Annotated in this window: 20 protein-coding genes; 11 read left to right on the forward strand and 9 right to left on the reverse strand. The window is 67.8% G+C overall.

Features of this window, described 5'->3' with window-relative positions; all coding sequences use genetic code 11:
• Positions 1–42 precede the first annotated feature (42 nt).
• The 6 genes from JRI60_RS27145 to JRI60_RS27175 all read left to right on the forward strand — a co-directional run bounded on the left by JRI60_RS27145 (position 43) and on the right by JRI60_RS27175 (position 5,725).
• Entirely contained in the window at positions 43–846 is an 804-nt protein-coding gene (locus JRI60_RS27145; RefSeq protein WP_430384325.1) for a TadE/TadG family type IV pilus assembly protein, read from the forward strand.
• Positions 843–2,369, forward strand: a complete 1,527-nt coding sequence (locus JRI60_RS27150) for a hypothetical protein (protein WP_239469748.1) — start codon at positions 843–845, stop codon at positions 2,367–2,369. The genes JRI60_RS27145 and JRI60_RS27150 overlap by 4 nt, the downstream gene beginning before the upstream one ends.
• The gene (locus JRI60_RS27155) at positions 2,366–3,487 is read left to right on the forward strand and encodes a hypothetical protein (protein ID WP_204218786.1); all 1,122 of its coding nucleotides are present in this window, start codon (positions 2,366–2,368) and stop codon (positions 3,485–3,487) included. Before JRI60_RS27150 ends, JRI60_RS27155 begins: the two co-directional genes overlap by 4 nt.
• Position 3,488: 1 nt before the next feature.
• On the forward strand, positions 3,489–4,364 hold the full coding sequence (locus JRI60_RS27160; protein ID WP_204218787.1) for a hypothetical protein: 876 nt from the start codon (positions 3,489–3,491) through the stop codon (positions 4,362–4,364).
• Positions 4,361–4,579, forward strand: a complete 219-nt coding sequence (locus JRI60_RS27165) for a hypothetical protein (RefSeq protein ID WP_204218788.1) — start codon at positions 4,361–4,363, stop codon at positions 4,577–4,579. The genes JRI60_RS27160 and JRI60_RS27165 overlap by 4 nt, the downstream gene beginning before the upstream one ends.
• Positions 4,580–4,792: 213 nt before the next feature.
• Positions 4,793–5,725 carry a hypothetical protein gene (locus JRI60_RS27175; RefSeq protein ID WP_204218790.1) on the forward strand — a complete coding sequence of 311 codons (933 nt, stop codon included), beginning with the start codon at positions 4,793–4,795 and terminating at the stop codon, positions 5,723–5,725.
• Positions 5,726–5,750: 25 nt separating this feature from the next.
• On the opposite strand, the gene JRI60_RS27180 is transcribed toward JRI60_RS27175, so the two are convergent.
• Positions 5,751–6,572, reverse strand: coding sequence for an SDR family oxidoreductase (locus JRI60_RS27180; RefSeq protein ID WP_204218791.1), 822 nt, complete (start codon positions 6,570–6,572; stop codon positions 5,751–5,753).
• Between the two features lie 134 nt (positions 6,573–6,706).
• Positions 6,707–8,923 carry a M3 family metallopeptidase gene (locus tag JRI60_RS27185; protein WP_204218792.1) on the reverse strand — a complete coding sequence of 739 codons (2,217 nt, stop codon included), beginning with the start codon at positions 8,921–8,923 and terminating at the stop codon, positions 6,707–6,709.
• 187 nt (positions 8,924–9,110) lie between these two features.
• Here JRI60_RS27185 and JRI60_RS27190 point away from each other — a divergent pair, with 187 nt between their 5' ends.
• Positions 9,111–9,899, forward strand: coding sequence for a crotonase/enoyl-CoA hydratase family protein (locus JRI60_RS27190; RefSeq protein ID WP_204218793.1), 789 nt, complete (start codon positions 9,111–9,113; stop codon positions 9,897–9,899).
• A 246-nt stretch (positions 9,900–10,145) separates the two neighbouring features.
• A complete protein-coding gene (locus JRI60_RS27195; RefSeq protein ID WP_204218794.1) occupies positions 10,146–11,309 on the forward strand; it encodes a hypothetical protein in 1,164 nt (387 codons plus the stop codon).
• 13 nt (positions 11,310–11,322) lie between these two features.
• Here the strand turns inward: JRI60_RS27195 and JRI60_RS27200 are convergent, their stop codons facing one another.
• The 3 genes from JRI60_RS27200 to JRI60_RS27210 are packed head-to-tail and all read right to left on the reverse strand — an operon-like array spanning position 11,323 to position 16,921.
• A complete protein-coding gene (locus JRI60_RS27200; RefSeq protein ID WP_204218795.1) occupies positions 11,323–12,444 on the reverse strand; it encodes a trypsin-like peptidase domain-containing protein in 1,122 nt (373 codons plus the stop codon).
• Between the two features lie 3 nt (positions 12,445–12,447).
• Positions 12,448–15,819 (reverse strand): hypothetical protein, encoded by a 3,372-nt coding sequence (locus JRI60_RS27205; RefSeq protein WP_204218796.1) that lies wholly within the window; start codon positions 15,817–15,819, stop codon positions 12,448–12,450.
• Positions 15,806–16,921: a hypothetical protein gene (locus tag JRI60_RS27210; protein WP_204218797.1), complete on the reverse strand. Its 1,116-nt coding sequence runs from the start codon at positions 16,919–16,921 to the stop codon at positions 15,806–15,808. The genes JRI60_RS27205 and JRI60_RS27210 overlap by 14 nt, the downstream gene beginning before the upstream one ends.
• Before the next feature lie 130 nt (positions 16,922–17,051).
• Here JRI60_RS27210 and nth point away from each other — a divergent pair, with 130 nt between their 5' ends.
• Positions 17,052–17,687, forward strand: coding sequence for an endonuclease III (gene nth / locus JRI60_RS27215; RefSeq protein ID WP_204218798.1), 636 nt, complete (start codon positions 17,052–17,054; stop codon positions 17,685–17,687).
• 18 nt (positions 17,688–17,705) lie between these two features.
• Here the strand turns inward: nth and JRI60_RS27220 are convergent, their stop codons facing one another.
• Both JRI60_RS27220 and JRI60_RS27225 read right to left on the reverse strand, forming a co-directional pair.
• Positions 17,706–18,662: an aldo/keto reductase gene (locus JRI60_RS27220; protein WP_204218799.1), complete on the reverse strand. Its 957-nt coding sequence runs from the start codon at positions 18,660–18,662 to the stop codon at positions 17,706–17,708.
• Between the two features lie 105 nt (positions 18,663–18,767).
• On the reverse strand, positions 18,768–19,475 hold the full coding sequence (locus tag JRI60_RS27225; RefSeq protein ID WP_204218800.1) for a glutamine amidotransferase-related protein: 708 nt from the start codon (positions 19,473–19,475) through the stop codon (positions 18,768–18,770).
• Positions 19,476–19,561: 86 nt separating this feature from the next.
• Here JRI60_RS27225 and JRI60_RS27230 point away from each other — a divergent pair, with 86 nt between their 5' ends.
• Positions 19,562–20,446 (forward strand): hypothetical protein, encoded by an 885-nt coding sequence (locus JRI60_RS27230; protein WP_204218801.1) that lies wholly within the window; start codon positions 19,562–19,564, stop codon positions 20,444–20,446.
• On the opposite strand, the gene JRI60_RS27235 is transcribed toward JRI60_RS27230, so the two are convergent.
• Positions 20,367–21,911 carry a PLP-dependent aminotransferase family protein gene (locus JRI60_RS27235; protein ID WP_204218802.1) on the reverse strand — a complete coding sequence of 515 codons (1,545 nt, stop codon included), beginning with the start codon at positions 21,909–21,911 and terminating at the stop codon, positions 20,367–20,369. The two genes, JRI60_RS27230 and JRI60_RS27235, sit on opposite strands and share 80 nt — an antisense overlap.
• 93 nt (positions 21,912–22,004) lie before the next feature.
• Here JRI60_RS27235 and JRI60_RS27240 point away from each other — a divergent pair, with 93 nt between their 5' ends.
• Positions 22,005–22,700 carry a pyridoxamine 5'-phosphate oxidase family protein gene (locus JRI60_RS27240; RefSeq protein WP_204218803.1) on the forward strand — a complete coding sequence of 232 codons (696 nt, stop codon included), beginning with the start codon at positions 22,005–22,007 and terminating at the stop codon, positions 22,698–22,700.
• Here JRI60_RS27240 and JRI60_RS27245 read toward each other — a convergent pair.
• A complete protein-coding gene (locus tag JRI60_RS27245; RefSeq protein WP_204218804.1) occupies positions 22,687–23,157 on the reverse strand; it encodes a hypothetical protein in 471 nt (156 codons plus the stop codon). The two genes, JRI60_RS27240 and JRI60_RS27245, sit on opposite strands and share 14 nt — an antisense overlap.
• Between the last annotated feature and the right edge of the window lie 141 nt (positions 23,158–23,298).

Consider the following 23,298-nt stretch of genomic DNA (forward strand, 5'->3'; position numbering starts at 1 on the left):
GCGTATTTACGACCCGTAAAGCATCGGCCACATTTCGCACATATGCGTGCAATGGGAGACAAGCCACGCTCTGCGCGTGAGTCGGGACAGGCCGCCGTGGAATCGGCCTTCGTCCTACCTCTGTTCGTGTTCCTCATTCTCGGCATCCTGCAACTGGGGCTGATGCACCAGGCGCGGTTGATGACGAAGTACGCCGCCTACAAGGCCGTGCGTGCGGGAGCGCTGCACAACGCCAACGAAGAGAAGATGGAGCGCGCGGCGGTGGCCGTGCTGCTGCCCATGGTGAGCCAGGACCGCGGTGGTGGCGAGTACATCAAGACCATCAACAGCGCCTCCGACTTCAAGGCCAAGTGGGGCTGGAACGGGGTGCTCACCAACAAGATGCCGGACGCGAACCTGAAGTTCGCCAAGGTGACCGTCTGCGGACCCCTGAAGAACGAGTTCGGCGGCGCCTCGAAGGAAGTCGACTTCGACGATCCGAAATGGTCCACCGGTGGCTACGAGGAGTGGCAGCGGGGCCAGCGCACCAAGCTGCGCATCCAGGTGACGTTCAACTACCGGATGCCCATCCCCTTCGCCAACTGGGTCATCCACGCCACGGCCCGCAACAGGGAAGTGCCCGAACTGCTGCGCATGGGCAAGCCGACGGGCTCGGAGCGCTCGCTGGCGCGCAAAGCCGGACTCTCGGGCGATCCCTATGCCGATGCGGCCCGGAAGGGTCTCTACATCATGCCCATCCGCGCCACCTACACCATGCGGATGCAGTCCAACCTCTACCTCACCAAGAACGGCCTGCCCGAGGAGAACAAATGCATCTTCACGTTCGTCAAAGAGAGCGAATCATGAAGAGAAGCTCCCGACGCAGTGCGCGTGGTCAGGCGCTCGTACTCGGAGCCCTGTCCTTCCTGGTGCTGGCGCTGATGATGACGCTCAGCTTCAACCTCAGCCACGCGCTGCGCGAGAAGATGAGCCTGCAGCAGCACAGTGACTCGCTGGCCTACTCCATGGCCGTGGTCGAGGCGCGCACCCTCAACTACTACGCCATCAGCAACCGGTCCATCGCCGCCACCTACGTGGCGTCCAACAGCATGCACGGGTACATGGCCGCGGCCAGCGTGACCGGTGACATCATGCGGGCCGGGCGCAACAACTTCTACGTCATCGCGGCGCAGGAGTTCGGGCAGTGCGGTTGCTGGAGCTGCTTCATGCACTGCGTCCACGGCATCCAGGCGCTCAAGGTCGCCAGCAAGTACAGCAAGGCCGCCTCCAACTACGACAACAAGGCCAGGGGTCTGGACAGCAAGTTCACCCAGACGGTGCAGGGCCTGGACCGGATGGTGGACTTCATCCACGGCTCGCAGTCCATGGTGCACAAGAACACCATGCAGGCGCTCAAGGACGGCCAGTCCTATGGGCTGAGCGGGCTCAAGGACTACAACGCGCCCGGGGCGAGCACGCTGGTGTCCGCGGTGGGCGCCCTCAACGCCAATGAGTTCAACTGCGCGGTGGACGGCATGCCCTGCCCCGGCGGCGTGGCCAGCTCGGACACGAAGACGCGCGCGAAGGTGATGACCGAGGTGGCCAACGCCACCCGCTCCACCTGGCCCGCCAACCGCGGCCTCACCGGCAATCTGCCCACCCACCTCCACCCCAGCTTCCTCAACGAGGTGCGCAACATCCCCGGCGAGGGCGTCAATTTCCCCCTCCCCGTGCACAAGGGCACCGCCAAGACGGTGCAGTCCTCCGGCGGCGTGAGCGGCGGCTCGGGCGGCGGCAACGAGGGCAAGATGATCGCCGCCGAGGAGTCGGGCACCATGGCCAACCAGTGGAAGCACGGCGCCATGGTCTGGAACTACGACGCGAAGGTGGTGAGCGACAGCGGCAGCGGCAGCCACTCGCCGGGCGGCGCCCACACCGGCAGCCACCAGTTCGAGGGCGTCAACACCAAGGGGCTCACCACCTGCATCATGTCCGGTAACTGCTTCATGAAGTTCCGCGCCGACGAGCAGAAGGACAACGACTTCGGCCAGCCGAGCGCCTACAGCTACGTCACCGACGACCTCCGGGTGGGTGACGCGGTCAAGGCCCCCTGGGAGCTCAACAGCTCCGCCACCGTCAACTTCGAGAACGGCGACTCCTCCGCCAGCATCACCCTCGCCGCGGGCCAGGCGGCGGCCCTCTCCAGGGCGCTCGTCTACTACCACCGCCTCGGGGAGAACGGCTGGAACGAGCCTCCCAACCTCTTCAACCCGTACTGGCGCGCCAAGTTGCACCCCTTCACCCAGGCCGAGGCACGCAAGGTGCTCACCGCCGCCAACAACACGGATGCCGCACAGCTGGTCCAGATGGCCGGAGGGTTGTCGCTATGAGACAGGTTCTTGCTTCCCGGCGCGGGCCCTCCGCCCGCGGTGCCGCCTCGGTGGAGATGGCCCTGTGCATGCTGGTCATCATCCCCGTCTTCCTCTACTCCATCTTCCTGGATGACCTGCTGCGCTACTCCCTGGACCAGCAGGAGGCCGCCCTCTCCACGGTGTGGGATCTCACCGTGCAGGACTACGTCAAGCAGGGCGACCCCACCACCGTCCAGCACCATGCCCGCCTGATGTACTGCGATCACGAGTCCGGCAGGGATCGCTACGACAAGAGGGCTTCGGGCACGGACGCGAATGGCAATGCCTTCAACTCGTACGCCGACTGCGAGGGGGAGGATCACCACGAGTCGCTGGCGGCGCACCAGTGCTGGATCAACCCCAACGCCAAGCAGGTGACGTGCACGGGCCCGGAGAAGGGCGCCGGCTCCGTCAACGCGGACACGCTGTTCAACGACTACCACGGCCAGTTCACCCAGGGCGGTCTCTACAGGTGCTCGGCACGGCTGGTGGTGGAGAACTACCTGCTGCCCAAGAGCTTCCTCCCCGAGTTCTCCGATGACCACGGCAAGGTGAACCTCACCAAGGATCAGTGGCAGGGCACCAGCATCCACGACAACGCGAAGCAGGGTACGGGCGGCAAGGACGGCAACGCCTACTTCATCAAGGAGCAGCGCCTGGCCATCATCACCGACACCTGGGCGCTGACGGACCCGGCGGACCTCAACCCGGGCCAGAAGCGCTCGGGCGACATGTACGCGCGGGTGGCGAACATCTACCAGAACAACGCGAACGTCGGTTTCACGCAGATGACCGCGTCGGCCTCCTCCTTCTTCTCCTCGGCCTCGGGCTCGCTGCTCAACCCGGGCCTCGTGGGCTCGCTGTCGTCCCCTGGCAACTCGAACGCCGAGACGATGAACGCCGACGACCCGCGCCAGCCCAACATCTCCATCCACCCGACGAATGGGGCCCCCACCCAGAAGATCGACCAGGGCAAGGGCGGCAACCAGAACTACTTCAACTCCGAGTGGCGTGACTGGGACCAGGACCGCACCCAGAAGACGCACCAGGCGCGGGGCGGGTACTACATGGGCTGCAAGAACGCGGAGGAGTGCTGAGATGACGGGCGAGCCGCGGCCGGCGGTTCGCGCCGCGGCGCTGCTGTTCTCGATGGCGGTCGTCGGCGGGCTGATCGGCTTCAGCTGGGAGCGTCTCGTGTACGAGGCGCCGGCGGACGTGATGGATCAGGTGACGCCGGACGACATGCTCACGCAGCCCGCGCGGCGCACACGCACGCCCGAGCAGGAGGAGATCCTCCAGCGGGCGCTGTCGCACTTCCCGCCCTACCCTCGCGGGAGCCGCCCGGAGGTGCTCGCGGCGGACTACCTGGGCTCCGACGTGCCCATCGCGGTGGCGTGGTTCTCCACCCAGGACACGCCGGACCAGGTGCTGGCGCACTACAACAGCACGCTGCTGGACGCGGGGCTGCCCACCGTGGGCCAGCGCTACAGCGAGCACGCCGGCTACGTGGGCTACTGGAGCCCGGCCTCCGAGGAAGTCCACCTGGTGTCGGTGCTGGAACAGAGCGGGGAGACGCTGGTGTTCGTGTCGTCGGGACGGATGACGCGCATGCTGGAGGGCCCGCCGAAGGTGCCGGAGTGGATTCCCCTGCCGCTGAACGCCGAGGATGCCGCGGCGCTCACCTTCAAGCTCGAGGGCGGCACGCAGTACACTGTCTCCGCGCGGGTGCCGGATGGCACGGTGCCGGAGGTCACGGAGTTCTTCAGCAAGGCCCTCATCGAGCGGGGATGGCGAGTGCAGCAGGTGCGCCCCGCGGACGAGTCCGGAGTGCAGCTGGAGGTGCGCCGCGGCGAGGTACGCGGGATGGTGATGCTGCGCCGCCAGCCGCCCGCCCCCGAGGTGATGATCTACCTGTCGCTCACCGAGCGCTTGATGGAGGCCCCCCAGGAGGAGGCCCCGGAGAAGACGAGATGAAGACGAACCTGTGGAAGCCCCTGATGCTGCTGGCCGCCCTGTTCCTCGCGCACCCCGCCGCGGCGGAGCGTCCCGCGGAGTGCCAGAAGCGGTGCCAGAAGGACACGAAGGTGTGTGAGGACATCTGCAAGAAGCACGCGGGCAGTGGCGCGGACAAGTGCATCAAGGCCTGCAAGGACGAGGAGAAGGAGTGCTCCGAGGGGTGCAAGAAATGAGAAGAAACAGTCTCCTGAAGCGAGCCCCTCGCGGCCAGTCGATGGTGGAGTACGTTGTGGTCGCGGCGGCGTTCCTGGGATTTACCGTGCTGGGTTGGCCGTTCCTCACCCAGCTGATCAACGCCCTGCACCGGTACTTCCAGTCGCTCTACTACATCATCCAGTCCCCCGTGCCTTGAGTGAGGTACCCACGGGGGCAAGAGGGAAAAACCCATGCACCCGAGACGTGTGGCTTCCTCCTCCCGGCGTTCCATCCTCGCGTGGGCCACGGTGCTGTCCGTGGCGACCACGCTCCCCGCGGGAGCGGCGGAGCCGGATGCCGTGCCCGGCATCTCGCACAAGCCCCTGCTGACGGTCCAGAAGCGCGCCCCCGAGCTGGAGCGCAAGGTGATGGGCGTGCTGGAGGGACTGCTGCGCACCCCGCAGCTGGCCGACCTGAAGGGGGCCAGCGCGCATCCGAGCATCACCATCGAGCCGAACTCCAAGCTGAAGGTGACGAAGGCCAGCGTGTCGCTGCTGCTCAAGCCCATCTTCAAGAACGACCGCGAGACCGTCGTGGACAAGAAGACGGGCCGCTACCAGGGCGTGGGCGAGGGCAGCCTGCTGGAGATCCGCGTGAACGCCCTGTCGCGGCTCTCGTTCGATACCTCGATTCCCGACAACCTGTACTACGAGCCCACGCGCGTGAAGGAGCACCAGGGACTGCCCGTCTACCAGGTCGGTGGGGAGACGCCCTTCCTGCTCATCACCGCCAAGGACCGGCATCCGTGGCGCCGCGTCACCGTCAGCGAGTACCTGGCCCGGCTGGTGCGTGAGGGGGGCTCGGACGCCGCGGAGGCGAAGAAACAGGCGGCGCAGCTCACGGGCGGCGCTGGCGACAAGCCCGCGTGCGTGCCGAGGAAGCGCACGGAGATCGTGGGCAACTGCGAGGGCCCCAACGCCACCTACTACATCACCTGGAACTCGAAGTACTTCGATCCCAAGAAGCCGGATGCCATCCAGCTGGTCATCGTCTACATGGGGCACGCCTCGCACAAGACCCAGGACGAGCGCTACTACCAGCAGCACCCGTTGGATCCGTTCACCCAGCTGGCGAGGGCCTACGAGCAGTACGACTGGAGCCAGGTGGCGCGCCTCGTGGAGTGAGCCGCGCCCCCGGCCCGCGTGACGTTCAGTCCAGGAAGAAGTCCGTCAGCGGCTCCGTGCCGGGCTTCACCAGGTACTTCGCGAAGTCCGTCACGCCGGCCTCGCGCAGCAGGTCCTCGTCGATGAAGAAGTGGCCGGTGCAGGAGCGGCTGTCCCGGGTGAGGATGGCGTGCGCCGCGTCGGCCATGATGTCCGGGGTGCGGCTGGCCTGCATCATCTCCTCACCGCCGATCATGTTGATGGCGGCGGTGGCGATGACGGTGCGGGGCCAGAGCGCGTTGAAGGCCACGCCCTGCTCGCGGAACTCCTCGGCCATGCCGAGCACGCACATGCTCATGCCGTACTTGGCCATGGTGTAGGCCACGTGGTTCTGGAACCACTTGGGCTTCATGTTGAGCGGCGGCGAGAGCGTGAGGACGTGCGGGTTCTTCGCCTTGAGCAGCTCGGGCAGACAGGCCTGGGTGGTGGCGTAGGTGCCACGCACGTTGACGCCGAACATCAGGTCGAACTTCTTCATCGGCGTGTCCAGCGTGCCCGTCAGGCTGATGGCGCTGGCGTTGTTCACGAGGATGTCGATGCCGCCGAAGCGCTCCACCGTCTGCTTCACGGCGTCCTGGAGCTGCCCCTCGAAGCGGATGTCCACCATCAGGGGCAGCGCCTTGCCGCCCTCGCGCTCGATCTCCTCGGCGGCCGTGAAGATGGTGCCGGGCAGCTTGGGGTGGGGCTCGGCCGTCTTGGCGGCGATGACGACGTTGGCTCCATCCCGGGCCGCGCGCTTCGCGATGGCCAGACCGATGCCCCGGCTCGCGCCGGTGATGAACAGGGTCTTCCCCTTCAGAGTGCTCATGGTGGGTCCTTTCTCCCTACCCTCTTCCGTACTGCGTCCCGGCGATGATGGCCAGCGGCGCGAAATGAAGAGGCCGGAAGCCGCTGATCGCTCAACGGTTTCCGGCCCCGGTCCAACTCAACTGCCAGAGGGACTCACTTCTTCGCCGGCTGCTTCGACGCGGCGGAACCCGGGACCGGGAAGCCGCGCTTGCGCATCAGGGCGTCGATGCCGGCCTCCCGGCCACGGAAGGCACGATAGCCATCCGCCGGATCCACCGTGTTGCCCACCGTGAAGACGTTCTTGCGCAGGCGCTCGGCCACCGCCGAGTCGTAGGGACCCTTGCCCTCGGTGAAGGCCTCGAAGGCATCCGCCGTGAGGGTGTCCGACCAGAGGTAGCTGTAGTAACCCGCCGAGTAGCCGTCACCCGCGAACACGTGGGTGAACTGCGGCGTGCGGTGCCGCATGACGATCTCCTTCGGCATGCCGAGCGCCGTCAACGTGTCGCGCTCGAAAGCGTCCGAATCGATCTTCTTGTCGCCCGCCAGGTGCAGCTTCATGTCCACCAGCGCGGCCGACAGGTACTCGACCGTGCCGAAGCCCTGGTTGAAGGTGTCCGCCTTCTTGATCTTCGCCACCAGCTCCTGGGGGATGGGCTTGCCCGTCTGGTAGTGCAGCGCGTACTTGTTGAGCACCTCGGGGGTGGAGACCCAGTGCTCCAGCAGCTGCGAGGGGAACTCCACGTAGTCGCGCGCCACCGACGTGCCGGAGAGCGTCGGGTACGTCACGTTGGAGCTCAGGCCGTGCAGGGCGTGGCCGAACTCGTGGAACAGGGTCTCCGCGTCGTTCCAGCTGATCAGCAGCGGCTCGCCCGGCTTGCCCTTCACGAAGTTGGCGTTGTTGGAGACGATCGTGGTGACCTCGCCCCGGAACCGCTCCTGGTTCCGGTACGCGTTCATCCACGCACCCGAGCGCTTCCCCGGCCGCGCGTACGGATCGAAGTACCACAGGCCCACGTGCTTGCCGCTGGTCCGGTCCTTCACCTCCCAGACGCGCACGTCGGGGTGATACACGGGCACGTCGCTCACGGGCGTGAACGAGAAGCCGAACAGCTCGCCAGCGACCCAGAACATGCCCTCGCGCAGCTTCTCCAGCTGCAGGTAGGGCTTCACCTCGTTCTCGTCCAGGTCGTACTTCGCCTTGCGGACCTTCTCCGCGTAGTAGCGGTAGTCCCAGGGCTCGATCTTCAGCTTCGCACCCTCCTTGTTGGCCACCGCCTGCATGTCGGCGACCTCCTGGTGGGCCCGGGCGACGGCCGGAGTCCAGACCGCCTCCATCAGCTGCATGGCGCGCTCGGGCGTGCGGGCCATGGTGTTCTCCAGCCGCCAGTGGGCGTGCGTCTGGTAGCCCAGGAGCTTCGCGCGCTCGGCGCGCAGCGCGAGGATCTCCGAGATGATCTTGTTGTTGTCACGCGCGTCGCCGTTGTCGCCGCGGTTGACGTAGTTGCGCCAGACCTTCTCCCGCAGCTCGCGCCGGGACGAGTAGGTCAGGAACGGCTCCATGGAGGAGCGCGTGTTGGTGATGACCCACTTGCCCTTCATGCCGCGCGACTCGGCCGCGGCGGCCGCGCCGGCGCGCACGGAGTCGGGCAGTCCGGCCAGGTCGGCCTCCGACTCGAGGACGACGACGTAGTTCTCCTCGTCGGCCAGCACGTTCTGGCCAAAGTCCGTGTACAGCGAGGCCAGGCGCTGGTTGATGTCCACCAGGCGCTTCTTGGCCGCCTCGTCGAGCTTCGCGCCCGAGCGGACGAAGTTGGTGTAGACGAGCCATGTCAGGCGCTGCTGCTCGGGCGTCAGCTTCGCCTTGTCGGGCGAGTTGTAGACGGCCTCGATGCGCTTGAAGAGCTTCTCGTTCTGGGTGATCTCGTCGGAGAAGGCGGACAGCTTGGGCGCCATCTCCCGCTCGATGGCCTGGAACTCCGGCCCGTTCATGGCCGAGCTCCAGATGCCGAAGAGCGTGCCCACGTCGTTCAACGTGCGCCCGGTGTCCTCCAGCGCGACGATGGTGTTCTCGAAGGTGGGCGCCTCCGGGTTGTTGGCGATCGCGGCGATCTCCCGGCGGTTCTCCTCCATCGAGGCCTCGAGCGCGGGCTTGAAGAGCTCGACCTTGACCTTGTCGAAGGAAGGCACGCCGCCGTACGGGCCGGTCCATTTGGACAACAGCGGGTTCTGCACCGGGGCAGCCGCGGGAGTCGCGGCGGCGGCCGCGGCGGGCTTGTCATCGGCTGCCACGCGGACCTCCTGGTTGGTCGTCGCGCAGGCGGCGGACACGATCGCGGCCGCACCCGCACCGGCGAAGAGAAGCTTACGCATGAGGGGAATGTCTCCAGACTGGATGGACGGTGAAGCGGGGACGGAGCCTAACGGGAAAGGGCTGGGAGTCGAGCGGGGCGATGTTGTCGAATGAGTGAATCTCCAGGCTCCCACGAGCATGACTGCTCGCCCGGCGGCCCGGCCCGGGAGAAGATGTCGGCCCTCTCCCCTATCCCTGGGAACAATCATGAATCCGACCGATTCCCGCCTCACCCTCGAAATCCGTGGAACGCTCGCGCTGATCGGCATCAACCGCCCCGACAAGCGCAATGCCTTCGATGTCGAGATGCTCCGTGCCTTCGGCACGGCGGTGACCGAGGCGGACCGGCACCCCGACGTGCGCTGCATGGTGGTGCTCGCCGAGGGCGATCACTTCTCGGCCGGGTTGGATCTGGCCAGCGTGGGGCCCGCCGTGGCGCGCGGGGAGCGGATCTTCCCCGAGGGGATCATCGATCCGTGGGCCATCCAGGGCGAGGTGCGGACGAAGCCGCTCATCGTCGCGGTGCAGGGCACGTGCTACACGCTCGGCATCGAGCTCATCCTGGCGGCGGACATCGCCGTGGCCTCCGAGGACACGCGCTTCGGGCAGATCGAGATCAAGCGCGGCATCTTCCCGTTCGGCGGCGCCACCCTCCGTTTTCCTCAGGTGGCCGGTTGGGGCAACGCCATGCGCTGGCTGCTCACCGGCGACGAGTTCGACGCGAAGGAGGCCTACCGCATCGGGCTCGTCCAGGAGGTCGTCGCGCGGGGTCTTCAGCGTGAGCGGGCCCTCGCCCTCGCGGAGACGGTGGCGAAGCAGGCGCCCCTGGGCGTGAGGGCCACGCTCGCCTCGGCGCGTCAGACGCTGGTCGAGGGCCCCGAGGCCGCCCGGCGCGCCCTGCTGCCCAAGCTGCTCGAGGTCTCCGCCAGCGAGGATGCCCAGGAGGGCGTCCGCTCGTTCATCGAGCGCCGCGAGGCCCGCTTCAAGGGCCGCTGAGTCCCGGTTGCCTCCCGAGGCCAGGTCGACCCCTGGCTCGCACGAGATTAGACTCGCGGGTGACAGAGCAATCGGTTCTGGGAGGGAAATCGAATGCAATTCCTATGTGGGAATACGGCCTGCAACGTGGACCTGACGGGGCTCGTGACCGGCAAGTCGGCCGTGCACGGATTCATGTTGGAAGATAATTCCCCGGAGGATACGGCCCAAGGCGGCCAGCGTGAGGGGACAACTCCGTTCTCTCCCATGATCGTCCAGTGCTCCTCCTGCCAGAAGTGGCAGCGGTTCTCTTCCACCGAGCAGCGGACTGGTCTCCTGCTCTCCGACGAGGACGTGAACGAGTTCAAGGCGTTCCGGTCGTATGTGGACCCGAAGGAAACCGCGGGGCGGGTCGACAAGTATGTCACCTGGCTCTTTGGTGGCACCGTCACGCTGGGTGCGCTCCTCGGTGTCTTCACCAACGTGGGCGGCTCCTTGACGGCCGCGGGCAAGCTCATCGTCGGCGTGGCGGTGGTCTTCATGGCCCTGAGTCTCCGCGCCGCCGTCCAGGCTTCGACTCCCATCGGTCGACGCGTCAACCCGTACAGCCTCGACGACCTCCAGGCAGGGTACCGGGAGAAGCTGGAGAAGCAGCTCCCGGCCTTGGGGAGCTCGGCGGCCTTCTTCGGTATCGCCCTGGTGATGGTGGGCCTCGCTCCCTCGGGAGGTGCTCTCTTGGAGGAGCTCGGGCGCGCGATGTGGCCGGCCAGTCTGGAGACGGCGTATTCGTTCGACGCCAAGACGGGCACGGTCACCGTGACGGCACAGGGCTCGCACCTGTTCCCCTACGAGATGGTGGATCTGGAGATCGTTCAGGGCGAGAAGCCCGAAGTCCTCGTCAACCGGATCCGGAAACAGGCGGACGCGCAGGGGCAAGTGCAGCTCTCCCTCCCGGCGGACCGGGTGGAGCAGGCGAAGACCCCCCTGGTGGCGCGGCTGTGGCGCGAGCACGGTGAGCGCGTCGTGCAGAGCGACCATGTCGTGGGCCCGAAGAAGGAGCGCCTCCCACTCGAGCTCCCACCGTCCGCGGAGCCGTCGGTGCAGGTGGCGTACACGCTCAATGGGAAGAAGCTGCAGCTGTCCGTCTCGGGCTCCAGCCTGACCTCCGCCCAGGCCTATGAGCTCGAGGTGAAGCAGGGAGCGCGGACCCTGGGCCGGAGCCGGGTGACGTTGAAGCCCGATGTGCCCAGCGGCAGCTTGAGCCTGGATGAGCAGATCGATCTGTCGAAGGACGCCCTGGTGTTGATGGTGATGCGCGATACCGGCAACGGGACGATGGAGCCCCTCTTCCAGCGCGAGCTGCCCAAGGAGACGGCCCCGGCGACCCCGCCCACGCCCCCGGCCTCGACCGCCAGCAACAAGTCGCCGTAGGAGGAACCACCCGCTACAGGAGCGGCTGATGCTTCCGAAGCTCCTGCAGCAACTCCGGCGCCTTCGCCTTCACATGCTCCACGATGCGGCCGATGGGAACGCCCACGTTGACCCATGCCGTCTGCTTGCCCTGGAAGCTCACGCCCTGCACCGCCGCCGAGGAGTAGTGGAGCGCCACCACCCGCCAGGTGTCATCGAAGACGGGTGAGCCGGACGAGCCTCGCAGCGTATCCGTGAAGTAACGAAGCTGGTTGTCCGTGCTCGCCGTGACGAGGTTGTTGCGGCAGGCCACCCTCTTCGCATTGCCGAGCGGGTGCTGGATGATGTTCACCGGCGTGTTCACGTCCACCTTACCGGGCCTCACCTCGAGCGGCTTGCGGGTCTGGGACTGGGCGAGCCGGAGGATGGCGTAGTCGAGCGCCACATCGCAGCTCTCCAGCTTCGCCGCGTCCGCCCGGCCCGGTTTCATCGCGTCGTCATCGAAGTCGAGCTCCAGCCACGCCTTGGTCGCCTGGAGCTCCAGATCCTCGCGCGAGGCGGTGCTCTCTCCGGGCTGCCGCGCGTTGATGACGTGATGGTTGGTGATGACGAGCTCGGGGGTGAGGAACCAGGCCGTGCCCTGGCTGAGGTAGGGCTCGCCGCTGCTCAACAACCGGGGGACGCGGCCGTCATGGCGGGGGACCCGGATGAGCGCGACCGACTGGCTCGCGGCTACCCCACCCGCGAAGAACGAGATGGGCACCATGTCGTCCTGGTGCACGATCTGCTCCAGCAGTTCCGGCAGGCTGTCGAGGTTCTCGATGGGCGGCGCGCCCGACGCCCGCTGCGCGATCTCGGACAGCGCCCGGGTGAAGGCCTGCGCGTCCGGCCTGGGCCCGGCGAGCTTCGCCGCGTTCTTCAGCCACCTCTCGAAGGGCACCGTGCCGTCGACGATCCGCTCCGTCTCGTTGAGGCGGTTGAGGGTGTCCAGCAGCAGCGCCGTGGGAGGAAGGGCAACGTTCTGAAGCTGTTGGGCGTAGTGCGGATCGATGCCCGACAGCAGCGAGAACAACGTCATCGGGTTGCCCAGCCCGGTCTTGACCACGGCGTCGTACAGGCCGTCGAGCTCGTCTTGTGGCAGGTACCGGAACGTCATGGTTCAGCTCCGTGGAGGGTTCGTCAATTGCGCGGCCTCTGGGCCCAGGAGCCCGCTCCTGCCCTGCTCGATGAACGCGAGAGCGACATAGGCCTGGAGATCCTCGGGGTGCTGTGGATCACGCAGCACCTCCCGCAGAAACGAGGAGGGATCTCCCGAGGTGAGATCCGTCCGCGCTTCTGGCCACCCCGCTCGCAACAAGAGGTTCTGTATGCCGCGCAACACGGGCGTGGGCGGGAGGTGCTCGCCGAGCTTCACCACCTCCAGGCCCCGTTCCAACAAATCGGGATGATCACCGGCGGCCAACCCAATCCCAATCCGCGCGAGCGGACGATTTCGCAGGAGGAACTCGTCGGAGGCTCCTCGGAGCGCCTTGCCGAGATGCGCATCATATTGGAACCACTCCTCGGGACTCCTTGTCTCGCCCATGACTCGCGCGATCAGCTCCACCAACGCGCTGACCTCGGACAACTGCTTCCCTTCCAGATACTGAAGCAACTTGTCGAGCGGCCAGTACGGGGAACGCTCGATGGATCGCCGCCACCTGTACCCCCCGCTATTTTCCTCGGCGAACACGCGCCGGACCCAGGCCGGGAAGTGCGCGGGCCGGTATTCGGATTCGAGGACCCGAAGCAGGAAGCCATCGGCCTCTCCCGATTCGAAGGCGCCTCGAGCCTCGGGCCACCCCATGAGGAGCAACAGGTGCTTGAGGTCGAAGGCCGCGGGCGACTGCCAGTGGACATCACCAAGACCGACAACCGCGAGGCCCCGAGCCAACAACTCGGGCCGAAGCTCCGAGCATAGCGAGATGCCCAGCTGCGCGAGCCGCCGGTTCTCCCGGAGGAGCTCATCGGGCACGGAGCTGAGGAACGCCCCCAACGCATCCACCCGCTCGCGCCACTGCTCCGGACTCACGGCTTCGAGCTGCGCCCTCCTCACGAGTGCCTCCAGCTCCACGTCCGGGCGCTCCAGGCGCTGCCCGAGGCGGGAGGCATCGCGAAGGCTTTCGTCCGCGAGTGCCAGCTCTCCGCTGGACGAAGCGAGCTCGGCGCGAAGCAGGAGCAGCGGCACCGTGGATTCGCCCGCGGCCGGCATCGCGGAGGCCAGACCCTGCTCCACCACTTCCAGCGCCTCCTGTGCCCTGTTCTCGGCCATCAGCGCCCGCGCCTCGATCTCGTAAAGCGGACTGCCAGCGGTGCGCTCCCTACGCTCCCCCAGGAGAGAGAGCGCATGCTCGGTGTTCCCCCGTTGTAGAAGCACCTCACACCTTCTCCTCACACCGTGTTCCCAATCCGCGAGCCCGGCCTGGACCCGGACCTCCTTCGACAACTCCAGACCCAATCGGGTCGCGAGGTACGGGCGGACATGGACCGGCACCTCGTCCACCGCGTTGAGCAGGAACTGCTCGACACCCTTCATCCATCGCGGGTCCACGAGCTCCGCTGGCTGTCCCAGCGCGAGCCGGTGATAGAGCTCCTCGGCCCGGCTCGCGAGATCCTGCTTCCCAGCGTAGTAACTGATGGCGTTCTCGTGGATCTCGCTGACACGTACGGGCATCTCGGCCCTGAGCGCATCCAGCATGATCCGCCGCACGTCCGTCCGGTGGTGCAGAGAGCCGTCCGCCGCGGGAGAGACGAGCGAGACCTCGCGCTGGAGCGCGGAGAAGAGCGCCGCCGCCTGCTGGGGCCCCTCGAGCGAGAGCCCGCACGGACCCGCGAGCACCTGCTCGATGATCTCCGGTGTGATCCGACGCACCGTCAACCCGGGATGCGCGAGCTTGCGCACCTTCGGATCATGGATGTGATCGAGAATCCGCCGGTAGAGCTGGCCCTGGATGATCGCTTCGCGCGCACTGAACAGGAACAACCGACGCGTCTTCAACCCGGAGATGCCGTCACGGCCCACCTCCTGATGCAGGGCCACATCCGCCGCCAGCTTCAGCGTGAGGGGATTTCCCCCGAGCTGCGACACGAGCGCGTGGATCACCTCGGAATCGGTCAAGCCGTTCAGCCGCAACAGCTCGCGGGCCGAGTCCTCGTCGAGCTCGATGAGGGGGAGGGACTTCGCATCGAGCGTTGGCTCGGGCGCCCGGCCGCAGATCACGGTGCGGAGCTCCGGGTAGGAGGCCTGGAGCCAGGAGAGGAACGTCCGGACTCCGTCCACGAGATCACTGCCCCGGAACTGCACCTCCTCGAACGTGTCGAGGATGAGGAGGAACGGGCGTCTCCGGCGCTTGCCCTCGTACGGAATCTGCGCGAGTGACATGCCAAAGACCCGTACGAGCTCCCGACGGGCCTGCATGGGGGTTGGGAGTGGCCCGTAGAGGTTGCTCACCGTGGTGACGGTCGTCGGAGCATCCATCCCCACGTAGTCGCGCTCGCTCCGCGGCAGGACCGGAGTCTGGGGCACATTCTCCGGGGGCTGGAACCCCTCCTGGTAGACCTGCGCATGGTCGGACCGCAGTACCGGCTCCTCGCACACCCAGCGGAAATGATCAGCCCATGGCCGTAGCCGCGGAAACTGCTGCGCGAGCTGGCGCGCGGCCTCGGCGAGCAGCGTCTCCGGCCGGTGCGGCGTGAGCGTCGGGTCGTCGAAATCGAGGTAGGCGAACGGGACCTGGACATCACCGCTGGTGTGTTCGAGCAGGAAGCGAGAGAGGAGCGCGGACTTGCCCATTCCCCCTGGGCCGTGCACGAGGAGTGGCGCACGCTGCTTCACGCCGAGAAGATCGCGGGTGGACTCCAAGACGCTCTGCGTGAACGACACGTTGATGAGCCCGACGTAGTCGCGAAGTGTCTGGAGCTCCTCCTTCCGGCCACAGAACCGTTCACCCGCGAGGTACCTGAAGGGCTCCATGAGCCGGCCCTGCTCCAACCGCTCGCGCACCTCCTCTGGAGAGGGAAGCTCCGGAAGCACCGGGCGGAACCAGTGCACCACGCGCAACGTGCAGGCCAGCTCGTCCGGGCGCTGTTCCCCGAGCGGCCTGGCCGTTCCCCGAAGACACGAGGCGAGGGTCTGCTGCAGGAGATCCGGCTCGGGCGGTGCGTTCAGGTCGAGCGCGCGCAGGAGCGCTTCGCGCGTTCCCAGCCGTGCGATGGCGGCCTCGCGTACGGACTGACGGAGCGTCCAACGCTTCGGGCCCGAAGACGAGGGGACGGTCTCACAGTCATCCATGAGATGCTGGAGCCCGTGGCCTTGCACCTCGGGGGGACCCGCGATTCGCAGCGTGGTGGGTTCGAAGGAAGAGAGCACGCACGCCGCCGTGCGGTACTCCCAACGGAGCGGGGAAATCTCCTCGGTGCGCGGAGCTGCCGCGGGGCGGGACAGCCGGCGCATGGCCTCTTCCAACGTGAGTTTCCGCTCAGTGGGCTGCATTCGCTGCCTCCTGGACGGGCTCGCTGGCGGATTGCGGTTCGGGCACCTGGAGCAGGAGCTCCAGCACCTCCTGGACGGCCTTGCGGATCTGTCGCTGCCACGAGGGATCCGCCGGAGCTACCGTCACGCGCTCGAGCACCTTGTCGACCGCCAGCTGGACGATGGCGGCTCGCTCCTCGGGAGGCTGCCCCTCGACGTGCGGGAGGACCTTGTCGAAGAACTCCATCAGGTGCGAGCGCTCCACGGGGCGCACCTCCTCTACCTCGAAGTGGCATTCGAGAGGCTCGAGCAGTTTGGGATCGTAGTCGAACAGGATGAGCCGTCCGTCCACGCCGTTGAGCGCCTGCGAAATCTGGCTCACGAGCTGATGGATGAGGCTCTGGGTCCCCGGGGACGCTCCCCGGAAGCCGTCGAGCACGAGCCAGAACGGCCTCTGCTCGTTCAGTCTGGAGATGATCCAGAAACACAACTTCTGGGCCCAGCGCCGCTCCTGCTCCTGTTGCTCGGGCATGCCCGAGCACTCCTTGTCCACCAGGGAGACGATCGACTTCGCCACGTCATCCGGTGGGTAGGTGTCCGCCAGGCCGCTCTCGGCCGGGAAGTAGAACGGGATGAAGCCGGAGAAGGCCTCGTTGAGGTGCTTGATGTACCACTTCGAATAGGACTTCCCGATCTGCGTCGGGCCGTTCACCACCAGCACCCGCGTCTTGTTGTCCTTGGAGACGAAGCGGCGGAGCACCGCGCGGAACCGCTCGCGATCCAGGAAGGGGCCGTTGTGGAGCAGGTACTGCCTGAAGGGATCCACCCGATCCTGCTGGGCCTTGTGGGCCTCCAGCTGGGCGAGCAACGCCTTGAGCTCGGGATACGTCTTGAAATTGGGCAGCCGGAGCAGCTTCAGGATGAGCGGCTCGTCGGGAGCAAGGCCCTCCAACTCGAGGAGGTTGAGCAGGGTCCCGATCTGGGCATCGATGTTCGGCTCGATGGTGAGGCGGTTGCGAACGGACTGGCCCAGCCAGGCACCGATGGTGAGCAGCGGCTGGGGTCCGATCTGCTCGCTGATGTGCCGGTAGAGCACGTCTCGTTGAGTCCGCTCGAGAAGCATCACGGGCGATGCGAGCACATCCCCCGATGTCCGTGCAACCGGACGGAGGGAAATGTCGGCCGTGCGTGTTAAGACTCAGTGACCTGCGCGGTAGACCCGACGCACGAACCGACCCTCTTCGCCTTCCAACATGACCGCTGCCCAGACCGCCAAGACACTCCTCGCCCGCCTGCGCGAGGCCCATCCAGATGCCCGCTACGAGCTCAACTGGAAGACGCCCTTCGAGCTGCTCGTCGCCACCATCCTCGCCGCGCAGTGCACCGACGAGCGCGTCAACCGGGTGACCGCCACCCTCTTCCAGAAGTACCGCGGCCCCCAGGCCTTCGCCGACGCCGACACCGCCGGGCTCGAGGAGGACCTCAAGCCCACCGGCTTCTTCAAGCAGAAGACGAAGTCCGTCCAGGCCATGAGCCGCGCGCTGCTCCAGAACTTCCGGGGCGAGGTGCCGAAGACGATCGAGGAGATGATCACCCTGCCCGGCGTGGCCCGCAAGACGGCCAACGTGGTGCTCAACACCGCGTTCAACCTCCCCTCGGGCATCATCGTCGACACGCACGTGGCCCGGGTCAGCCAGCGCATGGGCCTCACCAAGAAGGAGAAGGGCGAGGAGATCGAGAAGGATCTCATGAAGCTGATCCCCCAGGACGCGTGGACCTTCTTCGGGCCCGCCACCGTGCTGCACGGCCGCTACACCTGCACGGCCCGCAAGCCCAAGTGCGACGCCTGCCCCGTCAACGACATCTGTCCGAAGATCGGGATCGAGTAGGCGCCGCACCCCGGCGGCTCAGCGGGAGAAGTCCTCGAGCTCCCGCTGCTCGGCGGGCGAGAGCCGGAAGTCCATGGCGCCGATGAAGCCGTCCACCTGCTCGGCGCTGCGGGCTCCCACGATGGCACCGGTGACGGCCGAGTGCCGCAGCGTCCACGCGATGGCCACGTCGGTGGCCGCGCGCCCGTGCCGCGCGCCGATCTCCTTCAGCTTCTCCACCAGCGCCAGGTGCTTCGACAGCTTGGGCTCCTGGAAGTCCGAGCTGCGCCGCCGCCAGTCGTCCTGGGGGAACTTCGCGATGCGCTCGCGCGTCATCGCACCCGTCAGCAGGCCCGACGCCATGGGCGAGTACACGATGACGCCGATGCGCTGCCGCTCGCAGTACGGGAGGATCTCCTTCTCGATGTCCCGGTGGATGAGCGAGTACGGCGGCTGCAACGAGGTGATGGGCGCGATGCGGTGCGCCAGCTCCATCTGCTTCACGTTGAAGTTGGAGACGGCGATCCACCGGACCTTGCCCTGGCGTTGCAGCTCGGCCATGGCCGTCCAGCCCTCCTCGATGCCCTTCAGCGAGTCGCCCTCGAGCGGCCAGTGGATCTGATAGAGGTCGATGGTGTCCACCTGGAGCCGGCGCAGGCTCGCCTCACACTCGCGCCGGATGGAGTCCGCGCTGATGTCGTTGCGGACCTGCCGGTTCGCGTCCCAGACGAGGCCGCACTTGGTGAAGATGTACGGCCGGTTCGAGCGGCCCTTCAGGGCGCGCGCGACGACGTCCTCCGAGTGACCGAGCCCGTACACGGCGGCGGTGTCGATCCAGTTGATGCCACGCTCGATCGAGCGGTGGATGGCGCGGATGGACTGCTCGTCATCCTGCGGCCCCCAGGCGAAGGCCCAGTCCGCGCCGCCAATGGCCCAGGCGCCGAAGCCAATCGGTGTGATGTGAAGATCGGAATTACCGAGCTGCCGCTTCTCCATGAGTGTGTGCCTCTCCTTGTTCGATCCGGGGGCGGAGTGTGGATCGTGCGTCCTCGGGGATCCACGAGCGTCTGCCGGGCAATCCGCTTCCTCCCGGCCCGGTGTTCACTTGCTGGCGCGGGCCACCCGGGCGAAGTGATGGGCGAGCCGTTCGAGGATCTCCCGTGCCTCGGGCTCGGCCGCGCGCAGCTTGGGCAGCTGGGAGCGCAGCTCGTCCAGGTTCTTCTCGTACAGTTCGACCAGCTCCTCCGCCCCCTCGGTGAACCAGCGATCCAGCTCGTCCGCGGTGAGCTCCAGGTGGAACTGGAACCCGTACGAGGCACCGAGCCGGAACGCCTGCTGCGAGTAGCGATCCGTCGACGCCAGGAGCGTGGCTCCCTGCACGGGCTTGAAGGTGTCCTGGTGCCAATGGGCCACGGTGGTGCGCGGACGCACACCAGCGAGGACCGGATCCGCCAGCCCCTCCTTCGTCCAGCGCACGGGCGCCACGCCGACCTCCAGCCCGTTCTTCCCGACGAAGACCTCGGAGCCGGCGGCGGCCGCCAGGAGCTGCGCGCCCAGGCAGATGCCGAGCACCGGCAGCCCCAGCGCGAGCCGCTCGGTGAGCAGCGCCAGCTCCTCGCCCAGGAAGGGGTGTCGCTCCGCCTCGTAGACGCCCATGGGGCCTCCGAGCACCACGACCAGCTCCGCATCCACGTCCTCCCGCTTCACGGTGCGGAAGCGCTTCACCAGCGTGAAGCCCGCCGCCTCCAGGGCGGGGCCGAGCAGTCCCGAGCCCTCGTGTTCCTCGTGCTGCATCACCACCGCGCGCATGGCACCTCCTGGGACGGAGTCGGCGCATAGCCTACCCCCCGGGGTCTCGGAGCCGAACGCCAATGTGCGGTATGACTCGGGTCCTCATGGAAACAGCTCAGTGCCCGAAGCACCCCTTCGCCACCGCGACCCTCACCTGCGCTCGCTGCGGCTCGTTCGCCTGCCCGTCATGCACCAGCACGGCGGATGCCACCCTGTGCGCCGACTGCGGGGCACGGTTCGCCACGGCGTCCCTCGACGTGGGAGACACCCTGCAGCAGGCCTTCCAGGTGCTCCTGCGGCATCCCCAGGCGCTCCTGGCCTTCGGCGTGGCCTCGGTCGTCTTCGGCCTGGCCACGATGCCCCTTACGCTGTCGCTGACCGCCGCGCAGAAGCTGGCCGCCACCCAGCCCTTCGAGGCGCTGGCCGGGATGATGCCCGCATGGTTGGGCATCATGGTCGCCAGCTCCGTCTTCTCGGCCGTGTCCTACTCGATCTTCGTCCTCTTCCTCGGGGATGCGCTGGCGGGCCGCGAGCGCCCGTTCGGCGAGCTGGCCCGTGAGGGGCTCGGCCGGGCCCTGCCGATGCTCGGGCTGAACCTCCTGCTCGGACTCGTCCTGGGCATCGGCTTCATGCTGTGCTTCGTGCCGGGCATCTTCCTGGGCACGGCCCTGGCGCTCGCCATCCCCGCGTTGGTGCTGGAGCCGGCGGGCCCCATCGACTCGCTGACGCTCTCCTGGGAGCGCACCGACGGTCACCGCTGGAACGTCTTCTTCGTGATGCTGGTCGGCGGGGCGATCTTCATGGCCGTGGCCTTCGTGAGCGGAATCGGGAACCTCGTGCTGCAGCCCCTCGGCACGGTGGGCACGGTGGTGGGCACCACGGTGGCCAACGCCATGAACTCGGTGGGCATCACCCTCTTCTTGTCGCTCCTCGTGATCTGCTACCAGCGCCTGTCCGGGCGGTGGAGCCCTGGCGCTGAGTCCCGGTGACCGTGGCGAGGGCGCGCACCATGCGCCGCACCGCCTCGGCCAGCTCGGACTCCTTGCGCGCGGCGAAGCCCAGCCGCACCGCGGGCACGGGCCGCTCGTCGAAGCCGAAGACGCTCCCCGGTGTGAAGGACACGCCCTCCTCCAGCCCCGCCCGCGACCAGGCGGCGGCGTCCACCTCCGGCGCGCAGTGGGCCCACAGGGCCATGCCTCCCGCCGGAGGTGAGACGGTGAGCACGTCCGGCAGCTCTCGCGCCAGCGCCTCCACCAGGGCGTCCCGCCGGTCGCGGTAGACGCCTCGCATCTTGCGGACGTGGCGCTGGACCTCGCCCTCCTCCAGCAGCTCGGCCACGGCCGCTTCCAGGGCGGTGTCGCCCTGCCGATCCACCGCCTCGCGCACCCCGAGCGCGTGCTCCAGGAAGGGCGGTGGCGCGGCGAGGAAGCCCAGGCGCAGGGCCGGCGCCAGCACCTTGGACAGCGTTCCCACGTACAGCACCAGCCCGTCCCGATCCGCGCTCGCCAGCGGCAGGACGGGGCGGCCCTCGTAGTGGAACTCATGGTCGTAGTCGTCCTCGATCAGGGCCACGCGGTGCTCGCGGGCCCACGCCAGCAGCGCGAGCCGCCGCGCCGGGGAGAGCGTCACGGTGGTGGGGTACTGGTGGTGGGGCGTGAGGTAGACGGCCCGCACCGGCGTGCGCTGGGAGAGGGACGCGAGGGCCTCCACGCTCAGGCCCTCCGCGTCCACGGGGACGGGCACGAGCCGGGCCCCGGCGAGCTGGAGCGCATGCCAGGCGGGACGGTAGCCGGGAGTCTCCACCGCCACGGTGTCCCCGGGCCGCAGCAGGGTGCGCGCGACCAGATCCAGCGCGCCCTGGCTGCCCCGGGTGATGACCAGATCGTCCGCGCTGACGGCGAGCCCCCGCAGCGAGGAGAGCATGTCGGCGAGCGCGGCGCGGAGGCGGGGGTGGCCGTTCGGATCCCCGTAGCCGAGCACGCGGTTGCCATGGAGCTTCAGCGCCCGGCGGTAGGCTCGCGCGAGGAGGGCGGCGGGCAGCAGCCGGATGTCCGGGACGCCTCCCGCGAGGACGATCGTTCCGCGAGGAGGCTCGGGGTGCTCGCGGCGCAGGGGCGCGGCGGCCGGAAGCGCGAAGCCCACCCGCGAGGGCATGGCCGCGCGAGGGGCTCCGGCGACGGGCCGGGCGGGAACGTCCGGCAGCGTGGGAGAGACGAAGGTGGCCCGCGCCGCCGAGGTGGCGATCCACCCCTGGGTCTCCAGCTCCCGGTAGGCGGCGAGCACGGTGTTGCGGTGCACGCCGAGCGACTCGGCCAGGGTACGGCTGCCCGGCAGGGGCGAGCCGGGCGGGAGCCGGCCCCTGCGGATGTCGTCCTCCAGCGCGCGGGCGATGCGCACGAAGAGGGGCGTCGGCGACGGAGCGTGGAGGTCGAGCGGGAGATCCCATCCCTTCATGGGGTAGAGCCTGCCGGGGTTCGCGGCACTGGTCCATCCAATTTGTCGGAACTGGGCCTGTCAGATGGACCAGTACCGGAGCATGTAGAGGGCATGAACGCACCTCCTCCCAGTGAACGCGGCACCGTCCGCCGCCTCCCCCAGCGCGCCTCCTATGACGAGGCCGTCATCCACGCCATCCTCGACGAGGGCCTGGTGGCTCACGTGGGGGTGACGGTGGAAGGCCAGCCGTACGTCATTCCCATGGTGTACGGGCGCATCGGACGGAACCTGTACCTCCACGGAGCCTCGGTGAGCAGGCTCACCCGGCAGCTCGCCCAGGGAGTGCCGGTGTGCCTCACGGTGACCCTGCTGGACGGGCTCATCCTGGCGCGCTCCGCGTTCCACCACAGCGTGAACTACCGCTCCGTGGTGGTGCTGGGCACGGCGGCGCTGGTGACGGACGACGCGGAGAAGGCGCTGGCGCTGGAGGCGGTCACGGAGCATGTCCTGCGTGGCCGCTGGGCCGAGGTGCGCCCGCCCAACGTCCAGGAGATGAAGGCCACCTTCGTGCTGCGGCTCCCGCTGGAGGAGGCCTCGGCGAAGGTGCGCACCGGACCACCGCGCGATGACGCGGAGGATCTGTCGATCGACTGCTGGGCGGGGGAGATCCCGCTGCGTCTCCAAGCGCTTGCGCCCGTGAACTCACCGGATCTGCGCGAGGGCATCCGGCCGCCCGCGTCCGTCGTGGAGTATCAACGACCCCAGGTGGCCTACGTCGAGGAGAACAGCTACGTCACCGCGGACTGAGGGGCCATACCTGCTCTCCCCGCTCACGCTCCCGCGCCACCTCGCTCTCGAGTGACACGTTGCAGGAGCGCAGGATGACTCCCCGCTCACACTCCGGGCTGAAGGCCTGGAGGAACTCGTTGCTGGCCTCGTGCTTCGCCTGCCGGCAGTAGAAGCAGGTGAAGTCCGCGCCCAACCCCAGGCGCTCGCAGTCCACGCGGGTCCACCCACGCTCGTCGGCGTAGATGCACGAGGAAGCGTCCCCCTCGGACTGAGCAGGGGCCCCGGAGGTCGGCTCCCGCAGGAACCGTTCACATAGCTCGCGAGCCGGCACCCCCTCGGCCCGGAAGAAGAAGCGGCACTCAGTGAAGCTGTCGTCCCAGCCATGACACCCGTGCGTCTCCTTCAGAGGCGTGCGGCACGCGGAGGGATCCAGTCGCCTCGGGCCACCGAAGGGGCTCGCTAAAACGAGGGACAAGAGGGTCGCTCCAACACCGAGGACCGCGAGCGCGAGGCCGGCGAGAAAAGCGAATTTGCGTCCGCGCGGAAGGGGCATGGCGCGCGAGCCTACCGTGGCTCACGGCGGGAGGGCCCCTTCCGAGCGGCCTCCACGAATTCT

It is taken from the genome of Archangium violaceum (assembly GCF_016887565.1).
GTDB lineage: Bacteria > Myxococcota > Myxococcia > Myxococcales > Myxococcaceae > Archangium > Archangium violaceum_B.